Origin of the sequence: Nonomuraea sp. NPDC005983, from assembly GCF_040614375.1 — a bacterium.
Lineage (GTDB): Bacteria > Actinomycetota > Actinomycetes > Streptosporangiales > Streptosporangiaceae > Nonomuraea.
In genome coordinates this window covers 114,096-133,825 of record NZ_JBEXUP010000002.1, presented here as the reverse complement: position 1 = coordinate 133,825, position 19,730 = coordinate 114,096, and the positions used below count along the sequence as shown (strand labels likewise).

The following is a 19,730-nucleotide window of genomic DNA, read 5'->3' as shown; positions in this document are numbered from 1 at the left end:
CGTGGGAGTGCCCCACGAAGGCGTGTTATGCCGCGTGGATCCGCCCACGCCCCTCCTGCTTCCATTCGCGCGTGTCGGGCACCATGCTAGTGGCGGGGTGGTTCCGCCCGTGTTCTTTACCGGCCTACCCGCCTCGCAACCATCCCAACGATCGAGTTCACCTCCGGGATGCGCATCCGGTGGGCCACACCGAGATACAGCAGCCCGCCCAGCCCCCCGCCGACGGCCAGAGTGATCAGCGAGTTGACGAAGGTCAGCCCACCGAGCAGCTGCTGGACGCCCCAGACGGCGGCCAGCGCCACCACGGCCGTGGGCAGCGCCGCCAGGTACATCCTGGTCATGGACATGCCGATGGTCCAGCCCCCCAGGCCGTGGACCCGCCGGCTGGCCACCACCCAGGCGACCGCCGCCCCCAGCGCGTACGAGATCGCGTACGCGAAGGCCAGGCCCATGACCGTGTACTCGTACGGCAGCAGCACGTAGAAGGCGTACATGAGCAGCGCGTTGACGGCGGTGGTTCCGGCGCCCACGTACACGGGGGTGCGGGTGTCGCCGAAGCTGTAGAAGACGCGCAGCAGGAGCTGGAAGATCGAGAACGGCACCAGCGCGAGGCCATACACCTGCAGGACGTTGCCGATGTAGACGGCGGCCTCGAAGGGGACGACGCCGTGGTGGTAGAGCGGCACGGTGATGGCCGGGCCGAGCACCATCAGCATCAGCGACACCGGCACCATCACCGCGCTGATCAGCCGCACGCTCGACCCGAACTCCGCCCGCACGTCGTCGAGCCGGCCCTCGCCCACCGCGCGGCTCATCCGGGGCAGCATCGCGGTGATCACCGAGACGCCGATGACGCCGTAGGGGAGCTGGAAGAGCTGGAAGGCCAGCGTGTACGGGGTGATGCCGTGGCCGGAGACCGCCGCTCCGGCCGCGCTCGACAGGTTCGTGGTGAGCATGAAGCCGAGCTGGGTGATCACCACGTAGCCGATGGTCCAGACCCCGGCCCTGCCCATCTCGCCGAGCCGCGCGTTGCGCACGTCGAAGCGGGGGACGAAGGAGAAGCCGATCCGCTTGAGCGCGACGATGAGCACCACCGCCTGCGCCACGATGCCCGCCGTGGTGCCGAGGCCGAGCAGGGCCAGGTCGCCGTCGGTGATGCGGGAGATGTCGCTGCGCGCGTCACCCGCGACCACCACGTAGAACAGCATCACGACGATGACGACCAGGTTGTTGAGGACGGGCGCCCACATGGGTGCCGCGAACCGGTCGCGGGTGTTGAGTATCGCCCCGGCCACCGCGCCGACGCCGAAGAAGGCGAGCTGCGGCAGGATGAACCTGGCCAGCATCACCGCGACCTCGAACTTGCGGCTGCCGGGTGCCCAGTCGGTGGTGTACAGGTCGATGAGCAGCGGCGCGGCCAGCACGGCGAGGGCGGCCACGGCCACCAGCACGACCGTGGCCAGCGTCATCAGCCGCTGCTCGTAGGAGCGCCCGCCGTCGGGGTCGCTCTGCTGCGCCCGCACGATCATCGGCACCACCACGCTGCTGAGCACGCCGAGCAGCAGCAGGTCGAGGATGCTGTACGGGATCGCGTAGGCGGCGTTGTACGCGTCGCCCATGGCCATGGTGCCGATGGCGTACGCGAGCACCATCGTCCGCACGAAGCCGGTGGCCCTGGACACCAGGGTGCCCGCCGCCATGATGGCGCTGGCCCGCATCATGCGGCTCATACGGTCTCACTCTCTCGGGACTTGGCCCGCGCCAGCCGTCGCTGCGATCTGCGCCGGAGCACCCGGGTCACGACCGCGGCGAGCATGACCGTCAGCGCGCCTCCGACGATGACCAGGGCGACGCCGGTGTAGCCGGTGCTGCGGATCGTGAGCTTGCGGGGTTCGCCGTACGGTTTGTGGTCGACGGTGCTCAGCTGGACGGTCACCGTCGCGTCGCCGCTGGTCAACGCGGTCATCTCGACCTGGACGGTGGCGCTCTGCTGGCTGAGGATCTTCTGCGGTTCCGTCTGGTCGAACTTGACGTGCAGCAGCTCGGGGTTGTCGGACTTCACGTCGATGAACACGTAGACCGGGTCGTCGAGCGTGTTCTTCACGCTGATGGGCACCACGCCGTCGCGCCCGGCCAGGGTGCGCGGCTGGTCGGGGTCGGCGCCGGCGATCGAGATGCCGTCTATCCGCTTGTCGACGGCCTCGTTGACCAGCTTGGTCGCGGCACGTCCGGTGCGGGTGGTGTTGCGCCAGCCCGACGAGGCGAGCCTGAGCACGGAGGCGTCGAAGTCGGACTCCTGCTGGCCGGTGATCGAGGCGGTGGCGTGCGCCTTCGCGGCGACCTCCTTGACCCGGCCGAGGTACTTCGCGCCGAGCTCGTCCTTGCGGTTCTCCTCGGTGTAGGTGAGGGGCGCCCGCGGTGTCGAGGTCTTGGTGGCCTTGAGGGAGCTGAGCGGGGTCAGCGTCAGCCAGGGCAGCCGGTCCGCGGTGTCGAGCAGGGTCTTGACCAGCTGCGGGTTCGGGTCCCAGCGGCGCGACGGGGCCACCACGAGCTGCCTGGGCGTCGTCTGGCCCGGCTCGGACGCGATCAGCGCGGTCTCGGCGATGAAGCGCTGCTTGCTGAGCACCGCCGACCCGGGGACACCGGGGACGGGCTCGAACAGCTTGCTCAGCTCGGTGTCGGCGACGAGGGCCGTGACGGGGCCGTTGACGCTGTCGAGCGTGGTGGCGGCGTCGGGGGTGAACGTGACGGGCGTCTGCGTCGGCAGGTTGGCGGAGTTCAGCAGGACCCGGTCGGTCTTGGCGACCTTGGGCTTGCCGACGGCGAGCAGGTCGAGCGCGTCGGCGTCGAGCACGCCCGCCGCCGGCCAGTTCGTGGACGTCTGCACGTCGGGCTTGATCAGCCGCCGGGCCTCCTGCGCGCCCAGCTCCATCGCCCGGCCGGTCTGCGTGTCGAGGCCCTGGTGGGCGAGCGCGGTCACGTCGGGGTCGGCGTACGGGGTGGCCACCACCGGCACGTTCGCGAGGGACTGGCGGATGTCGGCCAGCCACGCGGCGGCGTTGGCGTCGGCGGGCCTGCCCTCCTGCTTGTCCTTGGTCTGGATCGTGTGGCCCTTGGTGAGGGCCTCGACGTCGGCGAACAACGCGGGGTCGGCGAACCAGGTGACCGTCTTCGGCGCTGACTTGGCGACGCGGGCCAGGTCGGCGAGGCGGCCCTTGCCCGCCAGCGCGGCGCTGAGCTTGTCGTCGACGAAGATGGCGCCGGTCGGCTTCGCCCGGGGGTCGACCGGCAGCGCGACCTGGTGCGGCTGGTCGATGAGGGGCAGCGCGACGGCCAGCTTGTTGCGCGGCAGCTTCTGCGGCGTCGGGGGCGCGTACGTCAGGTAGGTGCGCTGCACGGCCAGCGGCGCATAGCCGTTCTGGACCACCTCGACGGCGAGCGGGTACACACCGAACCCGGGCAGCGCGAACTGCGCGGGCGTCACCTTCAGCGAGAACGTCGCGGAGCCGTTCGTGTCGAGGGACTGGATCCGCAGGCTCGACTGCGGCGTTCTGGTCGAAGGCGTGGGCGGCAGGGTCGCCTGGTTCTGGTCGCTCTGGTAGGCGCTCAGGTTGGCGCGGTCGGTGAAACGTTGCGTGGAGTAGCGGACCCTCACCCACAGGTTGGGCAGGGGCGTGCCGCTCTCGTTACGGACCGTGCCGGAGATCGTGATCTCCTGGGCCTGCTGTGTGGGCACATCGGGCGTGATGGACGAGATGGACAGGCTGATCGCCTGCCTGGCGCTCGTCTTCGCGGCAGCCGCACCCGGCGTCGTCGCGACCATGGGCGCGAGCAACGTGGCGGAGAGGACGGCGAGCAGCGTGGCCTTACGGATCACGCGTCAGCCCGAGCAGGAGAACGACGCACGCCCGCCATCGTACGGGTTCAGTGCCGAAGCGCGACCGCTCGGCGTGCCCCTCTGGGCCGCGGCGCGTGGAGGTCGACCGGCTTGCCCGGCACGAGTGTCAGCAGGTCGAGCGCGCTCATGGTGAGGGCGGTGTGACGTTCCCCGGTGGGCATGAAGATCGGTTCCTTGTCCGGGCGGAGCCGGCGGTCGATCAGCACGGGCAGCGGCTGGGGGAGCAGCAGCGGGCTGACCAGCCCGGCCGCGTAGTCGGTAGCCGAGTTGACCAGGAAGGCGGGCGCGGGGCGTACCTTGCGCGCGCCGAGGAGTGCGCCCACCGCTCCGGGGGGCGGCGGGTCGGCCACCGTCGAGACGACGGCCACGACGGCCTCGCGGCCGACCCTGGTGGCGACCTCGAACACCGTGACCGCGACGCACCGCGCGGGCGCCGCGGAGATCGTCTCCGGTAGCTCTTCCGCGCATGTCATAGGGCGCGGAAGGCGTACGATCTCATGGTGGACCTGGTGTGCGAGGAGCCAGCGGTGGATCGCGAGGGCGTCCTTCATGTACACGCTCCTTCGTTCCATGTCCCCCGACGATGCTTTAGACCCGACGGTAACCCGGACCTCGTATGGCTCGGGGGATATGTTCCGCAATCGAAGGACCTCTCAGCTTGTCCGACTCACATCTGACCGAAACCCAGCAGCGGGCCATGAACGACCTGTTCCGCAAGATCGCCCCGGCAGCCGACGAGCTCGGCAGGCTGTTCGCCGATCACGGCCACGAACTGGCCCTCGTCGGAGGCCCGGTGCGCGACATGCTGCTCGGCCGCGTCGGTAACGATCTCGACCTGACCACCGACGCCCGTCCGGAGCGGGTGCTCGAGATCGTCCGAGACTGGGCCGACTCCGTCTGGACCATCGGCATCGACTTCGGCACGGTCGGGCTGCGCAAGGGCGGCTGGCTGATCGAGATCACCACGTACCGGAGCGAGTCCTACGACCCCAAGTCGCGCAAGCCCGAGGTCATGTACGGCGAGACTCTCGAGGCCGACCTGGAGCGGCGCGACTTCGCGGTCAACGCGATGGCGGTGCGGCTGCCCGACCACGAGTTCGTCGACCCCTACGGCGGCCTGGCCGACCTCGCGGCCAAGCGGCTGCGCACGCCCGGCACGCCGCAGCGGTCCTTCGACGACGACCCGCTGCGCATGCTCCGCGCCGCGCGGTTCGCCTCCCAGCTCGGGTTCACCGTCGACGCCGCGGCGGTGGCCGCGATGACCGCGATGGCCGAGCGCATCGAGATCGTCTCGGCCGAGCGCATCCGCGAAGAGCTCGACAAGCTGGTCTGCGGCGCCTACCCGCGCGAGGGGCTGCGCCTGCTGGTGGAGACCGGGCTGGCGGCGTACGTCCTGCCCGAGCTGCCCAAGCTGCGCCTGGAGATCGACGAGCACCACCGGCACAAGGACGTCTACGAGCACACGCTGACCGTCCTCGAGCAGGCCATCGCGCAGGAGGAGGACGCCAAGCCCGACCGGATCCTGCGCTGGGCGGCGCTCCTGCACGACATCGGCAAGCCCAAGACCCGCCGGCACGAGCCGGGCGGGCGCGTCTCCTTCCACCACCACGAGGTGGTCGGCGCGCAGCTCGCCAAGAAGCGGATGACCGAGCTGAAGTTCCCCAAGGACGTCGTGGCCGACGTGTCGCGGCTGGTGGAGCTGCACCTGCGCTTCCACGGCTACGGCACGGGCGAGTGGACCGACAGCGCGGTCCGCCGCTACGTCCGCGACGCCGCCCACCTGCTCGACCGCCTGCACAAGCTGACCAGGGCCGACTGCACCACCCGCAACAAGCGCAAGGCGTCGGCGCTGTCGCGCACCTACGACCAGCTGGAGGAGCGCATCGCCAGGCTGGCCGACGAGGAGGAGCTGGCCAAGATCCGGCCGGAGCTCGACGGCAACGAGATCCAGCAGATCCTCGGCGTCGGGCCGGGGCCGCTGGTCGGCCGCGCGTACAAGTTCCTGCTGGACCTCCGTCTCGACAAGGGCCTGATCGGCAAGGAGGCGGCCACCGAGGCGCTCATGGAGTGGGCCCGCGAGAACGGCGCCGCCTGAGGTCAGCGCGGCGCGGGCACGCGGCGCAGGGTGATCATCCGGTAGGCCAGCGCGCCCAGCAGGTAGCCGACCGCGATGATCGCCACGGCCGCGTACGACTTGCCGTTGGGCGGCAGGATCGCCGCCGACAGCGCCGCGGCCAGCACGTACATCCCGTTGAACAGCATGTCGTAGATGGAGAAGGCGCGGCCGAGATAGACGTCCTCGACGTCGCGCTGCACGGTCGTGTCGGCGCAGATCTTGACGCTCTGCCCGGCGACGCCGAGGACGAACCCGGCGACAGGCAGCCCCCACTCCTGGAACGGCGCGACCAGCGCCGCGGCGAGCACCCCCGCCGCGGCCAGCGCGATGGTCACCCAGCGCTCGATGGTGAACCGCTCGGTGGCCCACGGGGTGATCAGCACCGCGAGGAAGTAGCCGACCCCGGACGTGGCCACCACGATGCTGATCCCGCGCAGCGCCGCCTCGCTGTCACCGTCGGTGAAGTAGTAGCGGTACAGGATGATGCCGAGCGCCGTCGCCATGCCGTACATGAACCGGTGCGCGGCCATCGCGCCCATCGTGGCGGCGGCGGTGCGGTGGCGGACGAGGTGCCGCGCGCCGTCGGCCAGCCCGGCCAGGACGTGCCGCACGGCCTCGCGGGCCTGCGGCCGCTCCGTGGCGTAGGACGGGCCGAGCAGCGAACGCTCCATCGTCCGCGCGATCAGCGCACTGAGGCCGAACACCACGCCCGAGATGACGAGCAGCAGCGCGGTGCCCAGGTCGTCGCCGCCGAACACCTCGCGCAGCAGGAACCCCACCCCGGCCCCGACGAACGTGACCACGGTGCCGGACGTGGGCGTCACCGCGTTGGCCGCCATCAGCCGGTCCGAGGGGACGACGTGCGGCAGCGACGCGCCGAGCGCGGCCAGGAAGAAGCGGTTCACGCCGAGCACGCCGAGCGCAGCCGCGTAGAACCACGGGTCGGGGACGTCGGACGCGACCAGCCCGGCGGCGAGGAGCAGCAGCGCGCCCCGCACGACGGGGGCGATCACCAGGATCTGCCGCCGCGACCAGCGATCGATGAAGACGCCGACGAACGGCCCGAGGACGCTGTACGGCAGGAACAGCACGGCCAGCCCGGCGGCCACCTGCAGGGCCGTGGTCTGCTTCTCGGGGCTGAAGAAGGCGAACCCCGTCACGCCGAACTGGAAGATCCCGTCGGAGAACTGGGAGACCAGCCGCGTGCCGAACAACCGGCGGAAGTCACGGCCCCGTAGGACCACGCGCAGATCAGCGACGAAGGACACGCGGTCAGCCTAGCCCTGTCACGGATTGGCGTTGTAGGTGCGCCAATCGGGTCCGAACCCCAACATGATCACGTACGCTTCGTAGCGTGACGACTGAGGAACACGTGGTGCTCGTCGATGGCGACGGGAACCGAATCGGCACCGCGCCCAAGACGTCGGTGCACGGCGCCGAGACGCCGCTTCACCTGGCCTTCTCGAGCTACGTCTTCGACCATGACGGCAGCGTGCTGCTCACCAGGCGCGCCGACCACAAGATCACCTGGCCGAGTGTCTGGACCAACAGCTGCTGCGGCCACCCGCTTCCCGACGAGCCGCTCGAGCAGGCGGTCACCAGGAGGCTGTCGTACGAGCTCGGGCTGAGCGTGGAACGCGTCGACCTGATGCTGCCGAGCTTCGCCTACCGCGCGGTGATGGCCAACGGGGTCGTCGAGCACGAGCTGTGCCCCGTCTACCGGGTGGTCGTCGACGCGCGGGAGGTGCCGAACCCCGACGAGGTCGGCGAGACGCGGTGGATGCCGTGGAAGGAGTTCGCCGACGGCGTGCGCAACGGCCTGCTGGCCGTCTCGCCGTGGTGCAGGGAGCAGGTGCCGCTGCTGGAGGAGCTGGGGCCCGACCCGCTGTCGTGGGAGCCGGCGCCCCGGGAGGAACTGCCCCCGGCCGCTCGCGTGTGAGCGGCCGGCGGCTCGCCGAGGCGGTTAGCGCTCGACCTCGCCCCTGATGAACTTCTCGACGTACTCGCGGGCCTCGTCGTCGGAGTACTGCACCGGCGGCGACTTCATGAAGTACGACGAAGCGCTGAGGATCGGCCCCGCGATGCCCCGGTCAAGGGCGATCTTCGCGGCCCGCACGGCGTCGATGATGATGCCGGCGGAGTTCGGCGAGTCCCAGACCTCCAGCTTGTACTCGAGGTTGAGCGGCGTGTCGCCGAAGGAGCGGCCCTCCAGCCGGACGTAGGCCCACTTGCGGTCGTCGAGCCACGGCACGTGGTCCGACGGCCCGATGTGCACGTCGGCCCTGGCCATCTCGTGCGGGATCTGCGAGGTGACGGACTGCGTCTTGGAGATCTTCTTGGACATGAGGCGCTTACGCTCCAGCATGTTCATGAAGTCCATGTTGCCGCCGAAGTTGAGCTGGTACGTGCGCAGCAGCTCGACCCCGCGGTCCTCGAACAGTTTGGCCATCACGCGGTGCGTGATGGTGGCGCCGACCTGCGACTTGATGTCGTCGCCGACGATCGGGACGCCCGCCTCGGTGAACTTCTCCGCCCACTCCGGGTCGGAGGCGATGAACACCGGCAGCGCGTTGACGAAGGCCACCTTGGCGTCCAGCGCGCACTGGGCGTAGAAGCGGTCGGCCTCCTCCGAGCCCACCGGCAGGTACGAGACCAGCACGTCCACCTGGTTGTCGCGGAGCACCTGGACGACGTCGACCGGCTGCTCGTCGGACTCCTCGATGATCTCGCGGTAGTACTCGCCCAGCCCGTCGAAGGTGTGGCCGCGCTGGACCGTCACCCCCGTCGGAGGCACATCCGCGATCTTGATCGTGTTGTTCTCGCTGGCGACGATCGCCTCGGACAGGTCACGACCGACCTTCTTCGCATCGACGTCGAACGCCGCGACGAACTCCACATCGCCTACGTGGTAGTCGCCGAACTTCACGTGCATCAGGCCCGGCACCCGGGTGGCCGGGTCGGCGTCCCTGTAATAGTGCACGCCCTGGACCAGCGACGCCGCGCAGTTGCCGACACCGACGATGGCCACGCGAACCGAACCCATCGCACTCGCTCCCTTACTCATCAGTTGACGTGATATCTCTTCCGGGCTCCTCGGAGGCCCGTCTCTCTGTTGCGATCAACTCGTTCAGCCACCGCACCTCGCGCTCGACCGACTCCAGGCCGTGGCGCTGCAGTTCGAGCGTGTAGCTGTCGAGGCGCTCCCGCGTGCGGGCGAGAGCGGTGCGGACACTGTCGAGCCGCTCCTCCAGGCGGCTGCGGCGGCCTTCGAGGATGCGCAGGCGCACCTCGGCCTCCGTGTGCCTGAAGAAGGCGAAGTGGACGCCGAAGCTCTCGTCCTCCCATGCGGACGGACCCGCCTGGGTGAGCAGCTCCTGGAGCCGCTCCTTGCCCTCGGCGGTGAGCTTGTAGACGATCTTCGATCGGCCGCCCACGATCGTGGTGGGAGCCGGCTGCTCCTCCGCGATCAGCCCCTGTGCCAGCAACGAGCGCAGGCACGGATACAGGGACCCGTAGGAGAAGGCGCGGAACATGCCCAGCAGTGCGTTGAGCCGTTTGCGCAGCTCATAGCCGTGCAGCGGCGTCTCGTGCAGGGACCCGAGCACGGCCAGTTCCAGCACTCTGCCCTGTCCGCCGCCCATGCGAACCGCCCCCCTCTCGCGCCGATGTATCGAACCGATACATCCTGAGGATACGTCGGTTCGCTATATCGCTGCAATCAACGACTTTCCCAAGAGGTTCGGATGAATCGGTAAAAAGCCGTAGTGTGGCGCGTATGTGGTCACAGAGAAGGGTGGTGGATTACAGCCTCGCGAAGCGGGCGGTAGTCCGCTCTCTGCGCACCGGGCGGACGTCGCCCGGTGACGTCTGTGATGCACAGCCCTACCTCCTCCGCGCGGCACGCGCCTTCGGTGAGCCGACCGAACGCCCCTGCCCGGTATGCGAGAGGGAGAACGTCATCGACGTGACCTACGTCTATGGGGATTCGCTGGGGCGACATGCCGGTCAGGCAAAGGGAGCAGCAGAACTCGCCGAGATGGCCCATGATTACGACGAGTTCCGGGTGTACGTCGTCGAGGTCTGCCAAGGTTGTTCCTGGAACCACCTGACGGTCACGTTCGTCCTCGGCAACGGGCCGCCGGGCCTCGTCGGCCAACCCTGAGACAGATAGCGGCGAGGAGCTTCACGCCTGACCCGCCGTGCAATCCGACGACGATGTGAGGACGTGTGAGTAGCAGCATGAATGAGGGGACGGCCCGCCCAGGAAGGCGCCGTCGCTCCGACTCATCCCGTTCTGTGCCCCAGGCCTCCGCGCCGCAAGCCGGCGAGGCCACCTGGGGTGCGGCGCCGCCTCGCCGTCCGGAAGCCGCGTACGAGGAGACCGGGGCGATGGCCGCGCAGTCGTATGACGAGCCGCCTCGGCCTGCCGCGCAGTCGTACGACGAGCCGCCCCGGCGCGCCGCGCAGCCTGGCCCGCGTGAGCCGTACAGGGAGGCGGCGCCCCGCGAGCCGCAGCAGGGCCGCCGCGCCTCGCGCGCTGCCGGTGAGCGGGAGACGCGGAGCCAGTCCAACCAGGAGACCATGATCGCCGACAGGCCGCGGCGGGCGCGCGGGCGCGGGTCCGGCGGTCCCGGAGGGCCGGAGGAGCCGCCGACCAGGGGCGGTGGCGGCGACAAGCCGAAGTGGCGTCGCTTCCTCCCGAACTGGAAGATCGTCATGGTCGCCATGGCCGTGCTCGCGGCCGGCATCTTCGGCATGATCGCGGTGGCCTACGCCAACACCCCGATGCCCACCGAGAACCAGACCCAGGCCGAAGCGCTGGCGCAGTCGAGCACGATCTACTACAGCGACGGCAAGAAGAAGATCGCCACCCTCGGCACGCCGCGGAAGATCGTCCAGTTCGACCAGATGTCGCAGTTCGTCAAGGACGCCGCGGTGGCCATCGAGAACAAGACGTTCTACGAGGACTCCGGCATCTCCATCTCGGGCATGGTCCGCTCGCTCTGGAGCACGGCCACGGGTCAGCAGCTGCAGGGCGCCTCGACGATCACCCAGCAGATGGCCCGCAACTACTTCCAGGGCCTGAGCCAGGAAATCTCCATCAAGCGAAAGATCAACGAGATCTTCGTCGCGGTCAAGCTGGACAAGCAGATGACCAAGGAGGACATCCTCAAGACCTACCTGAACACCGTCAACTTCGGCCGGGCCTACGGCATCGAGGCCGCCTCGCAGGCGTACTTCGGTGTCAGCGCGGCGAAGCTGAACGAGTCGCAGGCCGCCTACCTCGCCGCGCGCATCCAGACGCCGGCCTGGGACGCCGACGCGCCCGCGCTCCAGGACCGCTGGAAGACCGTCGTCAAGTACATGTCGGAGCAGTGGCCCGACAAGTACGGCCAGCTTCCGAACACGGCCACCTTCCCCAAGACCAAGAAGGCCAGCGACGCCAACGTGTACGGGGGCCTCAAGGGCTACATGATCAAGGCGGTCCTCAACGAGCTCAAGGAGCGGCGCGGGCTGACCGAGGACATGATCAAGAGCGGTGGCTACCAGATCATCAGCACCTTCGACAAGAGGCTCATGCTGGCCGCGAAGACCGCGGTGCTGAGCACGACCTCGAGCCTGTCCAAGGAGTTCCACACGGGTCTCGCCGCAGTCGACCCGAAGAACGGCCGGGTCGTCGCGTTCTACGGCGGCACGGACTATCTCAAGGACCCGTGGAACGAGGCCTTCGACTCGGCCAAGCAGGCCGCGTCCGCGTTCAAGCCCTACGTCCTGGCGGCCTGGCTGCAGGCCGGGTACTCGCTCAAGAGCTACGTGCCGGGCCGGGAGACGGTGCCCAAGGAGCTGCCGGGCCAGCAGGCGGGCGGGTTTAAGAACAGCCACAACGAGGCCGCGTCCATCGACGTGATCAAGGCGACCGCCGACTCCGTCAACACCGCCTACGTGTCGATGGCCTACGCCCTGCCAGGCAAGATCGAGGACGTCCAGAACCTCGTCAAGGCGGCCGGGTTCAGCGAGACCCGCATGGACAAGGACGTCGACGTGCACAGCTACCAGTTCGCCATCGGTAGCGCCCCGGTCACCCCCGTGGAGCAGGCGTCCGGATACTCGATCTTCGCCAACGGCGGCAAGTACACCAAGTACCACGTGGTGCGGGAGGTCCGGCAGAACAAGGTGGTGAAGTACCCCGAGCAGCTGGTCGCTAAGAAGGTGGTCGATCCCGACGTCGCCGCCGACGCCACGGTCGCCATGCAGGAGGTGCTGAGAAGCGGCACCGCCCGGGGCAAGGGCCTCGGCAACCGTCCGGCGGCCGGCAAGACCGGCACGAACAACGACGAGAAGGAAGCCTGGTTCGTCGGCTACACCCCGCAGTACTCCGTCGCGGTCGGCATGTACCGCGAGGTGTGCAAGACGAAGAAGAACACGGTCGTCCCGCCCATCAACTCGAACTGCCCGATCACCCCCAAGGGCAGGCCGCAGGACAAGAAGTACAACATCAACAAGCCGTACACCCTGCCCTACGAGACGACGCTGGGCTTCGAGGGCGCCGACGCGCCCACCGCGACCTGGCGGGCGTTCATGCTGGCCGCGCACGAGGGCAAGCCCGTCGAGCAGTTCCCGACCAGGGTCGACCTCGGCCAGCCGGAGAACATCGTGCCGAGCCCGACGCCCACGATCAAGCCCACCGAGGACCCGTCGTTCCAGAACGAGGACCCCAACCAGGACCCGACCCAGGAGTGCCTCGTCGCGCCCTGTGACGACGGCAACGTCTCCGTCGACCCGAACGACAACCCGATCGACGACCAGGGCAACATCCCCACGGGCGACGACAGTCAGGTGGCCCGCGGCGACGAAGGCCCGGCTTCGGGGCGCCCGACCGTGACGCCCGGCCCGATGCCGGGCCGGCGCGAGCAGCGGTGACGTCCAGCACGGAGGCCCGCGTGCCGCTGATGGCGCGGGCCGTGCCGTACCTGCCCCTGGGGCTGTTCGCAGCCCTGGGGGCGACCCTCGCGTACGTGGTGCGGCTGCCGTGCCGCACCGGAGGCTGGAACGACCAGGTCTCGACGTACACCAACTTCTGCTACACCGACATCTACCCGCTCTTCTTCGACCGTCAGCTCGGTACGCAGAACCCGTACTTCGCGGACGTGCCGTTCGACAAGCAGGTCGAGTACCCGGTCGTGCTCGGCGAGGTCATGCAGGTGATCAGCTGGCTCGCCCGCTGGCTGGGGCGGGGCGAGGCCGCCCAGGCGGTCCTCTTCTTCGACCTCACCGTGATCCTGCTCGGGATCTGCCTGGTGATCGGCGTGCTGCTGATGGCCGCGGTCGCGGGGCCCACCAGGCGGTGGGACGCGCTCTGGTACGCGCTCGCCCCCTCGGTGATCCTGGCCGCGTACATCAACTGGGACCTGGTCGCGGGCGCGCTGTCGATGGGCGTGCTGCTGGCCTGGAAGCGGCAGCGGCACGTGCTCGCGGGTGTCCTGCTCGGGCTGGCGATCGCCACCAAGTTCTACCCGCTGATGTTCGTCGGCGCGCTCTTCCTGCTCGCGTTGCGCACCGCGCGCTGGCGGCCGTTCCTCCTCACGATGCTGTCGACGGCGGCCGCCTGGCTCGCCGTCAACGTGCCGTTCATGCTGTTCGCCTGGGAGGGCTGGCGCAGGTTCTACGTGTTCTCCCAGGAACGCGGCGTCGACTGGGGCTCGCCGTGGCTGTTCTTCCAGAACAAGGGCTGGCCGGTCCTGGGCGACGGCGACCCCAGCAAGCTGGGCATGGCCTCGCTGGCCGTGCTCTGCCTGGGCATCGCGGTGCTCACGCTGGCCGCCCCGCGCAGGCCGCGGCTGGCGCAGATCTGCTTCCTGGCGCTGGCCGCGTTCATGATGACGAACAAGGTGTGGTCGCCGCAGTTCGTGCTCTGGCTGGTGCCCTTCGCCGTGCTGGCCAGGCCCAACTGGAAGCCGCTCGCGCTCTGGCAGCTCGCGGAGATCTGGTACTTCTTCGCGATCTGGCTCTACCTGCTCGCCCAGCCGCCGCTCAGCCGCGCCGACCTGGGCATCGGTGACGACACCTACTTCAGCGCCGTCTGGGGGCGCATCCTCACGATCGCCATCATGATGGCCTTCGTCGTCCGCGACGTCCTCCGCCCTGACAAGGACGTCGTGCGGCAGGCGGACCTCGACGACCAGGCCGACGGCGTGTTCGCCGGAGCGCCCGACCGGTTCACGTTGCTGCCCGGCCATCGATGATCACGGGCTCGGCCAGGCGCGACGCGCTGCTGCTCTGGCTGGGCTCGCGTGCCGGGCTGGTGCTGGCGACGCTGCTCGGCGTGACGTTCCACGAGTACCTGAACAGGTGGCGGCAGTGGGACGCCGGGCTGTTCGTCACCATCGCCCAGCACGGCTACGACGGCGACCCGAACAAGCCGGCGGACACCGGTCTGCCCGCGTTCTTCCCCGGCCTGCCGCTGCTGCTGCGCCTGACCCACCTCGTGGTGCCCGACTGGACGGCGAGCGGGCTGCTCGTCTCGCTCGTGGCGGGCGCGGTGGCGATGGTCGCGCTGGCCAGGCTGGCGGAGTTCGAGGGCGCCTCGGGCTGGATCGCCGTGCTGGGGCTGCTGCTCTTCCCGACGGCCGTGTTCCTGATGGCCGGCTACAGCGAGTCGCTGTTCCTGGCGTTCGCGATCCCGGCCTGGCTCGCCGCCCGGCAGGGGCGCTGGCCGCTCGCGGCGGCGCTGGCCGCAGGCGCCTCCTGTGTCAGGATCACCGGGCTCTTCCTCGCGGTCGCCCTGCTGGTGGAGTTCGTCGCCGGCGAAGCTCCGGCGAGGAGGGCGGGGTGGCTGGCGGTGCCGTTCGCGCCGCTGGTCGCGTACTCGTACTACCACTTCACCCGCTCGGGCGACTGGCTGGCCTGGAAGCACGCCCAGGAGGCCGGCTGGGGCAGGGAGATGGTGTGGCCGTGGGAGGCGTGGCGCACCACCTGGCAGTCGGCGATGGGCACGGACGACTTCGCCGTCGCCTTCCGCATGGAGATCGCCGGAGCCGTCATCGCCCTGGCGGCCCTCGCCTGGCTGCTCTTACAGCGCAGGTGGAGCGAGCTGGTCTACACGGGGCTGCAGGCGGGGGCGCTGATGACCTCCGCCTACTACCTGTCGATCCCGCGCTCGCTGCTGCTGTGGTTCCCGCTCTGGGTGGCGCTCGCCAGGCTCGCGACCGCCAGACGCTGGGTGATCGTGGTCTACGCCCTGCTCGCGGGGCCCCTCATGGTGCTGGACGCGGCCCGCTTCCTGAGCGGCGCCTGGGCGGGGTGACCATCCTGTCTACCCACTCGTGCGGCTGCGTAATCCAGGGAAGTTATCCACAGCCTGTGTGTTTTCCCTAGAGGTTCTTCCTGAGGAACGCGATGTCCTCGGCCTGGCCCTCCGCCGGGGTCTCCACCACGATCGGCGCTCCGGCCGCCCGGCACACCGCCAGGATCAGCTCCGGATCGATCTTCCCCTGGCCGAGGTTGGTGTGCCGGTCGGCGCCCGAGTCGAAGTCGTCGCGCGAGTCGTTGCAGTGCACCAGGTCGATCCGGCCGGTGATCGCCTTCACCCGGTCGACCAGGTCGACCAGCTCCTCGCCGCCCGCGTGCGCGTGGCAGGTGTCGAGACAGAAGCCCACGTCGAAGCCGTCGAGGGCGTCCCAGAGCCGGGCGATCCGCTCAAGCTTGCGCGCCATCGCGTTGTCGCCGCCCGCCGTGTTCTCGATCAGGACGGGGATCGGGCTCTCCATGCGCTCGAACACCTTGCGCCAGTTGTCGAACCCGGCCTGTGGATCGTCGCTCTTGTTGACGTGCCCGCCGTGCACGATCAGCCCCTTGGCGCCGAGCCCCGCGGCGGCCTCGAGGTGCTGGGACAGCAGTTTGCGGCTCGGGATGCGGATGCGGTTGTTGGTCGTCGCCACGTTCACCAGGTACGGCGCGTGGATGTAGACGTCGACGCCCTCCACCGGCCGCTCCGGGAGCACCGGCGCCTTGTAGCCCTGCGGGTCGCCGAGGAAGAACTGCACCACCTCGGCCCCGACCGCGGCGGCGTGGGCCGCGGGATCGTCCTGACTGACGTGAGCTCCGATGCGCACCATGTCAACGAGCCTATCCGTTTGACCGAACCGCGGCAGGGCAGCCGCCAAGCGCCCCCTACCCGAGGAGAACGACATGGCCCGCTGGCGCTCCCTGATCCTTCTGATCTGGGTTCTGGTAGGCATCTACGTGGCCTGGGCGCACCACTACATCACACCGGGAGTTCTCAGGGACATCGCCCAAGCCCTGCTCGCCGTCTTCCTGTGGTTCCTCGTCCTGCTGGGCGTGGACCTGCGCATCGGAGGGTGACAGATAACAGGACGGCCCCGTGCGCCGGGGCCGTCGCTCTGGTCAGGCGAACTACGGGAGGAAGCCGCCGCGGGCGATGCCGAGCGCGACACCGACGAAGGACGCCACCACCCCGACGATGTTCAGCGAGCGCTGCGGCGTGGTCACGGAGATGTACTGCGAGTAGAGCCCCATCCCGAAGCCGAGCGTGCCGAACCACGACGAGACGACGTGACCGCCGGGGAAGAACGTCGCGACGAACGCCACGAGCCCGCACACCAGGGTGCTGATCGCCATGAGGTTCTCGATCGGGTGCGACTGCCCGTCGGAGTTCAACGTGAGGCGGAACCGCTCGCTCTTGGAGGGCTGGAGCAAGTGTGGCATATTCACCACCCCCTTATTCCTTAAAGGCCTTCCCACCTGCGGGGGGCTGGTAACCTGGTCAGCGCTGCGTTGTGATGGGTGCCCCATCACCCCTGGGCGCCGAAAGGGGCGCCGGGGCTGAACGTCAGCGTCCTCCTGTCACGGCAGAGCGCCGTGACCGCAAGAGTCCAGAGGAGGTTGGAGTCCCGCATGCGTCGTTACGAAGTAATGGTCATCCTGGACCCTTCGCTCGATGAGCGCACTGTGGCGCCGTCCCTCGACCAGTTCCTCACCGTGGTCCGCACCGACGGCGGCACCGTGGAGAAGGTCGACGTCTGGGGCCGTCGCCGTCTCGCCTACGACATCGACAAGAAGTCCGAAGGCATCTACGCCGTCATCGACCTGTCCGCGGAGCCCGCGACGGTCAAGGAGCTCGACCGGCAGATGAACCTCAACGAGGGGATCCTGCGTACCAAGGTCATCCGCCCCGACGTGCACTAAGCAGCTCGTTGCCCGGCTTTTTGTCGGGCGGCAGCCGTAATCTGAGCCGTAACCCAAGCGAAGGCGTGCAGGAAGGCGAGCGCTAGCCATGGCAGCAGGCGACACCGTAATCACCATCGTCGGCAACCTTGTCGACGACCCGGAGCTGCGCTTCACCCCGACGGGGCAAGCGGTGGCTCGATTCCGCATCGCTTCCACTCCGCGGTTCATGGATCGACAGACCAACGAGTGGAAGGACGGCGAAAGCCTCTTCCTGACCTGCAACGTGTGGAGGCAGGCGGCGGAGAACGCCGCCGAGAGCCTCCAGCGCGGCATGCGGGTCATCGTGCAGGGGCGGCTCAAGCAGCGGTCCTACGAGACCAAGGAAGGCGAGAAGCGCACCGTCTACGAGGTCGAGGTCGACGAGGTCGGCCCGTCTCTGCGTAACGCCACCGCCAAGGTCAACCGCACCTCCCGTCAGGGTGGCGGCGGCGGCGGCTTCGGCGGCGGCCCGGCCGACGACCCCTGGGCCTCTGCCTCGCCCGCCCCGCCTCAGGGTGGTGGCTTCGGCGGCGGTGGCGGCGGCTTCCAGCAGGGCGGCGGCCAGCAGGGCGGCGGCTTCGGCGGCGGCGGCGACTTCAGCGACGAACCGCCTTTCTAATCCCAGTTCATCAGCCCGAGTCCATTCCCGCTTGACGGCGGGGCTCTGAAAGGAGCACCACGATGGCCAAGCCGGCACTGCGCAAGCCCAAGAAGAAGGTTTGCCTGTTCTGCCACGACAAGATCTCCTACGTCGACTACAAGGACACTGCGCTGCTGCGGAAGTTCATCTCCGACCGCGGCAAGATCCGTGCGCGTCGGGTGACGGGCAACTGCACCCAGCACCAGCGTGACGTAGCGACCGCGATCAAGAACGCCCGTGAGGTGGCTCTGCTGCCTTACACGAGCACCGCGCGCTAAGGGAGGACTGTCGATATGAAGCTCATCCTCACCAACGAGGTCTCCGGCCTCGGCGCCCCTGGCGACGTCGTCGAGGTCAAGGACGGCTACGGCCGTAACTACCTCATCCCGCGCGGCTTCGCGATGCGCTGGACGCGCGGCGCGGAGAAGCAGATCGAGTCCATCAAGAAGGCTCGTGACGCCCGCGAGATCCGCGACCTTGGCACCGCCAAGGAGGTCGCGGGCCAGCTCGGCGCCCTGCGCGTCCGGCTGACCACCCGCGCCGGCGACGCCGGCCGCCTGTTCGGCTCGATCACCACGGGCGACATCGCCGAGGCCGTCAAGGCCGCCGGCGGCCCGGTGCTCGACCGTCGCCGCATCGAGATCGTCAACCCGATCAAGAGCGTCGGCAGCCACAAGGTCAGCGTCAAGCTGCACCCCGAGGTCTCGGCGTCCGTCGACGTCGAGGTCGTCGCCGGCTGACGATCAGCCTGCACGCCGTCGCCCTCTCCGGAGGGTGACGGCTCAGCCTGTACGCGGCTCCTCTCCTCGGAGAGGGGCCGCGTTCTGCTGTCAGGAGGGCGTGTTCCTGGGGCTTTCGGTGGTCAGCCACAGGCGGATGAGGTCGCGGCGGCGCTCCTGCTCGGGGTGGTCCTCGTAGGCGGTGCGGCTGTGCATGACGGCGTGGTTGTTGAGGAACTGCATGTCGCCCGCGCGCAGGTCCATGGTCAGTGCGAAGCGCGGGTCGTTGTTGAGCGTGTCGATGACGTCCATCGCCTCCAGTTGCGCCGGGGTGAACGGTGGCACGTGGGCGCCGCGCTGCGCCGAGCGCATGTAGTCGGGGCCGTAGTTCGCGGCCATCCTCCCGTCGTGAACGGTGTAGACCGGCCTGGTGTAGAAGCTGTCAGGGCCGTCTCCGGTGCGCCGGTCGAACCACCACGGCTCGTACAGCACCTCGGCCAGATCGGGGCGAGTGCGGACGATCTCGTTGTGCACGGCGGTCGAGCTGACGATGGTGCTGAGGCCACCGAACTTCGCCGGCCGCACGCACAGGAGGGCGACGACGTCGGTGGGGTCGGTGTGGTAGCCGAGCCGCCTGCTGTGCTGGTAGCTGCGGCTCGTCGGCTCCGACGGGTCGACACCCACGTCGCGCACGTGCCGGAGCGGAGTCTCGCCAGGGCCCTGCGTGACGATGCCGCCGACGTGGCAGCCGATGCCGAGGGCGGCGATCTCGCACTGGCGCTCGCTCATCCCGTCGACGGGCACGCCTTCGACCAGGCAGAAGCCGCGACCGTCCATGAGTTCGCCGGTGAGCCGCCGGAGGACGGGGCCGAGCGTCGGCAGCGCGAAGGTCTCGGGTGAGATCCGGGTGAGTGGCAGGTCCGCCGCCTCCACGGCGCCGACCGCGGCGAGCAACTCGGCCCGGTGGGCCTCGCCGAGCGGGAGCCGCCACTCCGAACTGCCGCCGATCTCGCCACCCCGCCAGTCGGACGGGCTGTGCACCTGTGTGATCGCCACCATGCCACCACCTCACCAGTCGGGCCTTCACGGCCGTACGTCACCGCCGAGCGCTCCCGCCGCCGTCTCGTGGGG

20 protein-coding genes are annotated in these 19,730 nt (G+C 69.2%); 11 read left to right on the top strand and 9 right to left on the bottom strand.

Features of this window, described 5'->3' with window-relative positions; all coding sequences use genetic code 11:
- Positions 1-116 precede the first annotated feature (116 nt).
- The 3 genes from murJ to ABZ297_RS02090 are packed head-to-tail and all read right to left on the bottom strand — an operon-like array spanning position 117 to position 4,449.
- Positions 117-1,730 carry a murein biosynthesis integral membrane protein MurJ gene (murJ, locus tag ABZ297_RS02100; protein ID WP_355337920.1) on the bottom strand — a complete coding sequence of 538 codons (1,614 nt, stop codon included), beginning with the start codon at positions 1,728-1,730 and terminating at the stop codon, positions 117-119.
- Positions 1,727-3,877, bottom strand: a complete 2,151-nt coding sequence (locus tag ABZ297_RS02095; RefSeq protein ID WP_355337917.1) for a DUF6049 family protein — start codon at positions 3,875-3,877, stop codon at positions 1,727-1,729. The genes murJ and ABZ297_RS02095 overlap by 4 nt, the downstream gene beginning before the upstream one ends.
- 47 nt (positions 3,878-3,924) lie before the next feature.
- Positions 3,925-4,449: a YbaK/EbsC family protein gene (locus ABZ297_RS02090; protein ID WP_355337914.1), complete on the bottom strand. Its 525-nt coding sequence runs from the start codon at positions 4,447-4,449 to the stop codon at positions 3,925-3,927.
- 146 nt (positions 4,450-4,595) lie between these two features.
- Between ABZ297_RS02090 and ABZ297_RS02085 the strand changes: the two genes are divergently transcribed.
- Positions 4,596-5,993 carry a CCA tRNA nucleotidyltransferase gene (locus tag ABZ297_RS02085; protein WP_355338109.1) on the top strand — a complete coding sequence of 466 codons (1,398 nt, stop codon included), beginning with the start codon at positions 4,596-4,598 and terminating at the stop codon, positions 5,991-5,993.
- A gap of 2 nt (positions 5,994-5,995) precedes the next feature.
- Here the strand turns inward: ABZ297_RS02085 and ABZ297_RS02080 are convergent, their stop codons facing one another.
- Positions 5,996-7,282, bottom strand: a complete 1,287-nt coding sequence (locus ABZ297_RS02080) for an MFS transporter (RefSeq protein WP_355337911.1) — start codon at positions 7,280-7,282, stop codon at positions 5,996-5,998.
- Between the two features lie 86 nt (positions 7,283-7,368).
- On the opposite strand from ABZ297_RS02080, the gene idi reads away from it, so the two are divergent.
- Positions 7,369-7,953: an isopentenyl-diphosphate Delta-isomerase gene (gene idi / locus ABZ297_RS02075; protein ID WP_355337908.1), complete on the top strand. Its 585-nt coding sequence runs from the start codon at positions 7,369-7,371 to the stop codon at positions 7,951-7,953.
- A gap of 24 nt (positions 7,954-7,977) precedes the next feature.
- On the opposite strand, the gene ABZ297_RS02070 is transcribed toward idi, so the two are convergent.
- Together ABZ297_RS02070 and ABZ297_RS02065 are read right to left on the bottom strand one after the other, a co-directional pair.
- Positions 7,978-9,057, bottom strand: a complete 1,080-nt coding sequence (locus tag ABZ297_RS02070) for an inositol-3-phosphate synthase (protein WP_355337905.1) — start codon at positions 9,055-9,057, stop codon at positions 7,978-7,980.
- Positions 9,058-9,070: 13 nt separating this feature from the next.
- The gene (locus ABZ297_RS02065) at positions 9,071-9,655 is read right to left on the bottom strand and encodes a PadR family transcriptional regulator (RefSeq protein WP_355337902.1); all 585 of its coding nucleotides are present in this window, start codon (positions 9,653-9,655) and stop codon (positions 9,071-9,073) included.
- A gap of 134 nt (positions 9,656-9,789) precedes the next feature.
- On the opposite strand from ABZ297_RS02065, the gene ABZ297_RS02060 reads away from it, so the two are divergent.
- From ABZ297_RS02060 to ABZ297_RS02045, 4 genes are all read left to right on the top strand, one after another.
- Positions 9,790-10,176, top strand: coding sequence for a DUF5318 family protein (locus tag ABZ297_RS02060; protein ID WP_355337899.1), 387 nt, complete (start codon positions 9,790-9,792; stop codon positions 10,174-10,176).
- Between the two features lie 227 nt (positions 10,177-10,403).
- Positions 10,404-12,935: a transglycosylase domain-containing protein gene (locus tag ABZ297_RS02055; RefSeq protein WP_355337896.1), complete on the top strand. Its 2,532-nt coding sequence runs from the start codon at positions 10,404-10,406 to the stop codon at positions 12,933-12,935.
- A complete protein-coding gene (locus ABZ297_RS02050; protein WP_355337893.1) occupies positions 12,932-14,257 on the top strand; it encodes a glycosyltransferase 87 family protein in 1,326 nt (441 codons plus the stop codon). Before ABZ297_RS02055 ends, ABZ297_RS02050 begins: the two co-directional genes overlap by 4 nt.
- Complete coding sequence (locus ABZ297_RS02045) at positions 14,254-15,318, top strand: mannosyltransferase family protein (RefSeq protein WP_355337890.1); 1,065 nt, start codon at positions 14,254-14,256, stop codon at positions 15,316-15,318. The genes ABZ297_RS02050 and ABZ297_RS02045 overlap by 4 nt, the downstream gene beginning before the upstream one ends.
- 67 nt (positions 15,319-15,385) lie before the next feature.
- Here ABZ297_RS02045 and ABZ297_RS02040 read toward each other — a convergent pair whose 3' ends face one another.
- Positions 15,386-16,129, bottom strand: a complete 744-nt coding sequence (locus tag ABZ297_RS02040; protein ID WP_355337887.1) for a deoxyribonuclease IV — start codon at positions 16,127-16,129, stop codon at positions 15,386-15,388.
- A gap of 73 nt (positions 16,130-16,202) precedes the next feature.
- On the opposite strand from ABZ297_RS02040, the gene ABZ297_RS02035 reads away from it, so the two are divergent.
- Entirely contained in the window at positions 16,203-16,376 is a 174-nt protein-coding gene (locus ABZ297_RS02035) for a hypothetical protein (protein WP_355337884.1), read from the top strand.
- 51 nt (positions 16,377-16,427) lie between these two features.
- Here the strand turns inward: ABZ297_RS02035 and ABZ297_RS02030 are convergent, their stop codons facing one another.
- Entirely contained in the window at positions 16,428-16,739 is a 312-nt protein-coding gene (locus tag ABZ297_RS02030; protein WP_350813449.1) for a hypothetical protein, read from the bottom strand.
- Positions 16,740-16,928: 189 nt separating this feature from the next.
- Here ABZ297_RS02030 and rpsF point away from each other — a divergent pair, with 189 nt between their 5' ends.
- The 4 genes from rpsF to rplI all read left to right on the top strand — a co-directional run bounded on the left by rpsF (position 16,929) and on the right by rplI (position 18,620).
- Complete coding sequence (gene rpsF, locus ABZ297_RS02025; protein WP_355337881.1) at positions 16,929-17,219, top strand: 30S ribosomal protein S6; 291 nt, start codon at positions 16,929-16,931, stop codon at positions 17,217-17,219.
- A gap of 88 nt (positions 17,220-17,307) precedes the next feature.
- Entirely contained in the window at positions 17,308-17,859 is a 552-nt protein-coding gene (locus ABZ297_RS02020) for a single-stranded DNA-binding protein (RefSeq protein WP_355337879.1), read from the top strand.
- A gap of 62 nt (positions 17,860-17,921) precedes the next feature.
- Positions 17,922-18,158: a 30S ribosomal protein S18 gene (gene rpsR / locus ABZ297_RS02015; RefSeq protein WP_020543048.1), complete on the top strand. Its 237-nt coding sequence runs from the start codon at positions 17,922-17,924 to the stop codon at positions 18,156-18,158.
- 15 nt (positions 18,159-18,173) lie between these two features.
- Positions 18,174-18,620, top strand: coding sequence for a 50S ribosomal protein L9 (rplI, locus tag ABZ297_RS02010; protein WP_355337875.1), 447 nt, complete (start codon positions 18,174-18,176; stop codon positions 18,618-18,620).
- Between the two features lie 90 nt (positions 18,621-18,710).
- Here rplI and ABZ297_RS02005 read toward each other — a convergent pair whose 3' ends face one another.
- Positions 18,711-19,658 (bottom strand): TauD/TfdA family dioxygenase, encoded by a 948-nt coding sequence (locus ABZ297_RS02005; protein ID WP_355337872.1) that lies wholly within the window; start codon positions 19,656-19,658, stop codon positions 18,711-18,713.
- Between the last annotated feature and the right edge of the window lie 72 nt (positions 19,659-19,730).

What these genes read in the sequence shown, in the direction of transcription:
- ABZ297_RS02005 (WP_355337872.1), bottom strand. Translation starts at nt 19,658, where the DNA reads ATGGTGGCGATCACACAGGTGCACAGCCCGTCCGACTGGCGGGGTGGC.
- ABZ297_RS02035 (WP_355337884.1), top strand. Translation starts at nt 16,203, where the DNA reads ATGGCCCGCTGGCGCTCCCTGATCCTTCTGATCTGGGTTCTGGTAGGC.
- ABZ297_RS02040 (WP_355337887.1), bottom strand. Translation starts at nt 16,129, where the DNA reads ATGGTGCGCATCGGAGCTCACGTCAGTCAGGACGATCCCGCGGCCCAC.
- ABZ297_RS02020 (WP_355337879.1), top strand. Translation starts at nt 17,308, where the DNA reads ATGGCAGCAGGCGACACCGTAATCACCATCGTCGGCAACCTTGTCGAC.
- ABZ297_RS02085 (WP_355338109.1), top strand. Translation starts at nt 4,596, where the DNA reads ATGAACGACCTGTTCCGCAAGATCGCCCCGGCAGCCGACGAGCTCGGC.
- ABZ297_RS02070 (WP_355337905.1), bottom strand. Translation starts at nt 9,057, where the DNA reads ATGGGTTCGGTTCGCGTGGCCATCGTCGGTGTCGGCAACTGCGCGGCG.
- rpsF (WP_355337881.1), top strand. Translation starts at nt 16,929, where the DNA reads ATGCGTCGTTACGAAGTAATGGTCATCCTGGACCCTTCGCTCGATGAG.
- ABZ297_RS02090 (WP_355337914.1), bottom strand. Translation starts at nt 4,449, where the DNA reads ATGAAGGACGCCCTCGCGATCCACCGCTGGCTCCTCGCACACCAGGTC.
- ABZ297_RS02030 (WP_350813449.1), bottom strand. Translation starts at nt 16,739, where the DNA reads ATGCCACACTTGCTCCAGCCCTCCAAGAGCGAGCGGTTCCGCCTCACG.
- ABZ297_RS02045 (WP_355337890.1), top strand. Translation starts at nt 14,254, where the DNA reads ATGATCACGGGCTCGGCCAGGCGCGACGCGCTGCTGCTCTGGCTGGGC.
- ABZ297_RS02055 (WP_355337896.1), top strand. Translation starts at nt 10,404, where the DNA reads ATGGCCGCGCAGTCGTATGACGAGCCGCCTCGGCCTGCCGCGCAGTCG.
- rpsR (WP_020543048.1), top strand. Translation starts at nt 17,922, where the DNA reads ATGGCCAAGCCGGCACTGCGCAAGCCCAAGAAGAAGGTTTGCCTGTTC.
- murJ (WP_355337920.1), bottom strand. Translation starts at nt 1,730, where the DNA reads ATGAGCCGCATGATGCGGGCCAGCGCCATCATGGCGGCGGGCACCCTG.
- ABZ297_RS02065 (WP_355337902.1), bottom strand. Translation starts at nt 9,655, where the DNA reads ATGGGCGGCGGACAGGGCAGAGTGCTGGAACTGGCCGTGCTCGGGTCC.
- ABZ297_RS02060 (WP_355337899.1), top strand. Translation starts at nt 9,790, where the DNA reads ATGTGGTCACAGAGAAGGGTGGTGGATTACAGCCTCGCGAAGCGGGCG.
- rplI (WP_355337875.1), top strand. Translation starts at nt 18,174, where the DNA reads ATGAAGCTCATCCTCACCAACGAGGTCTCCGGCCTCGGCGCCCCTGGC.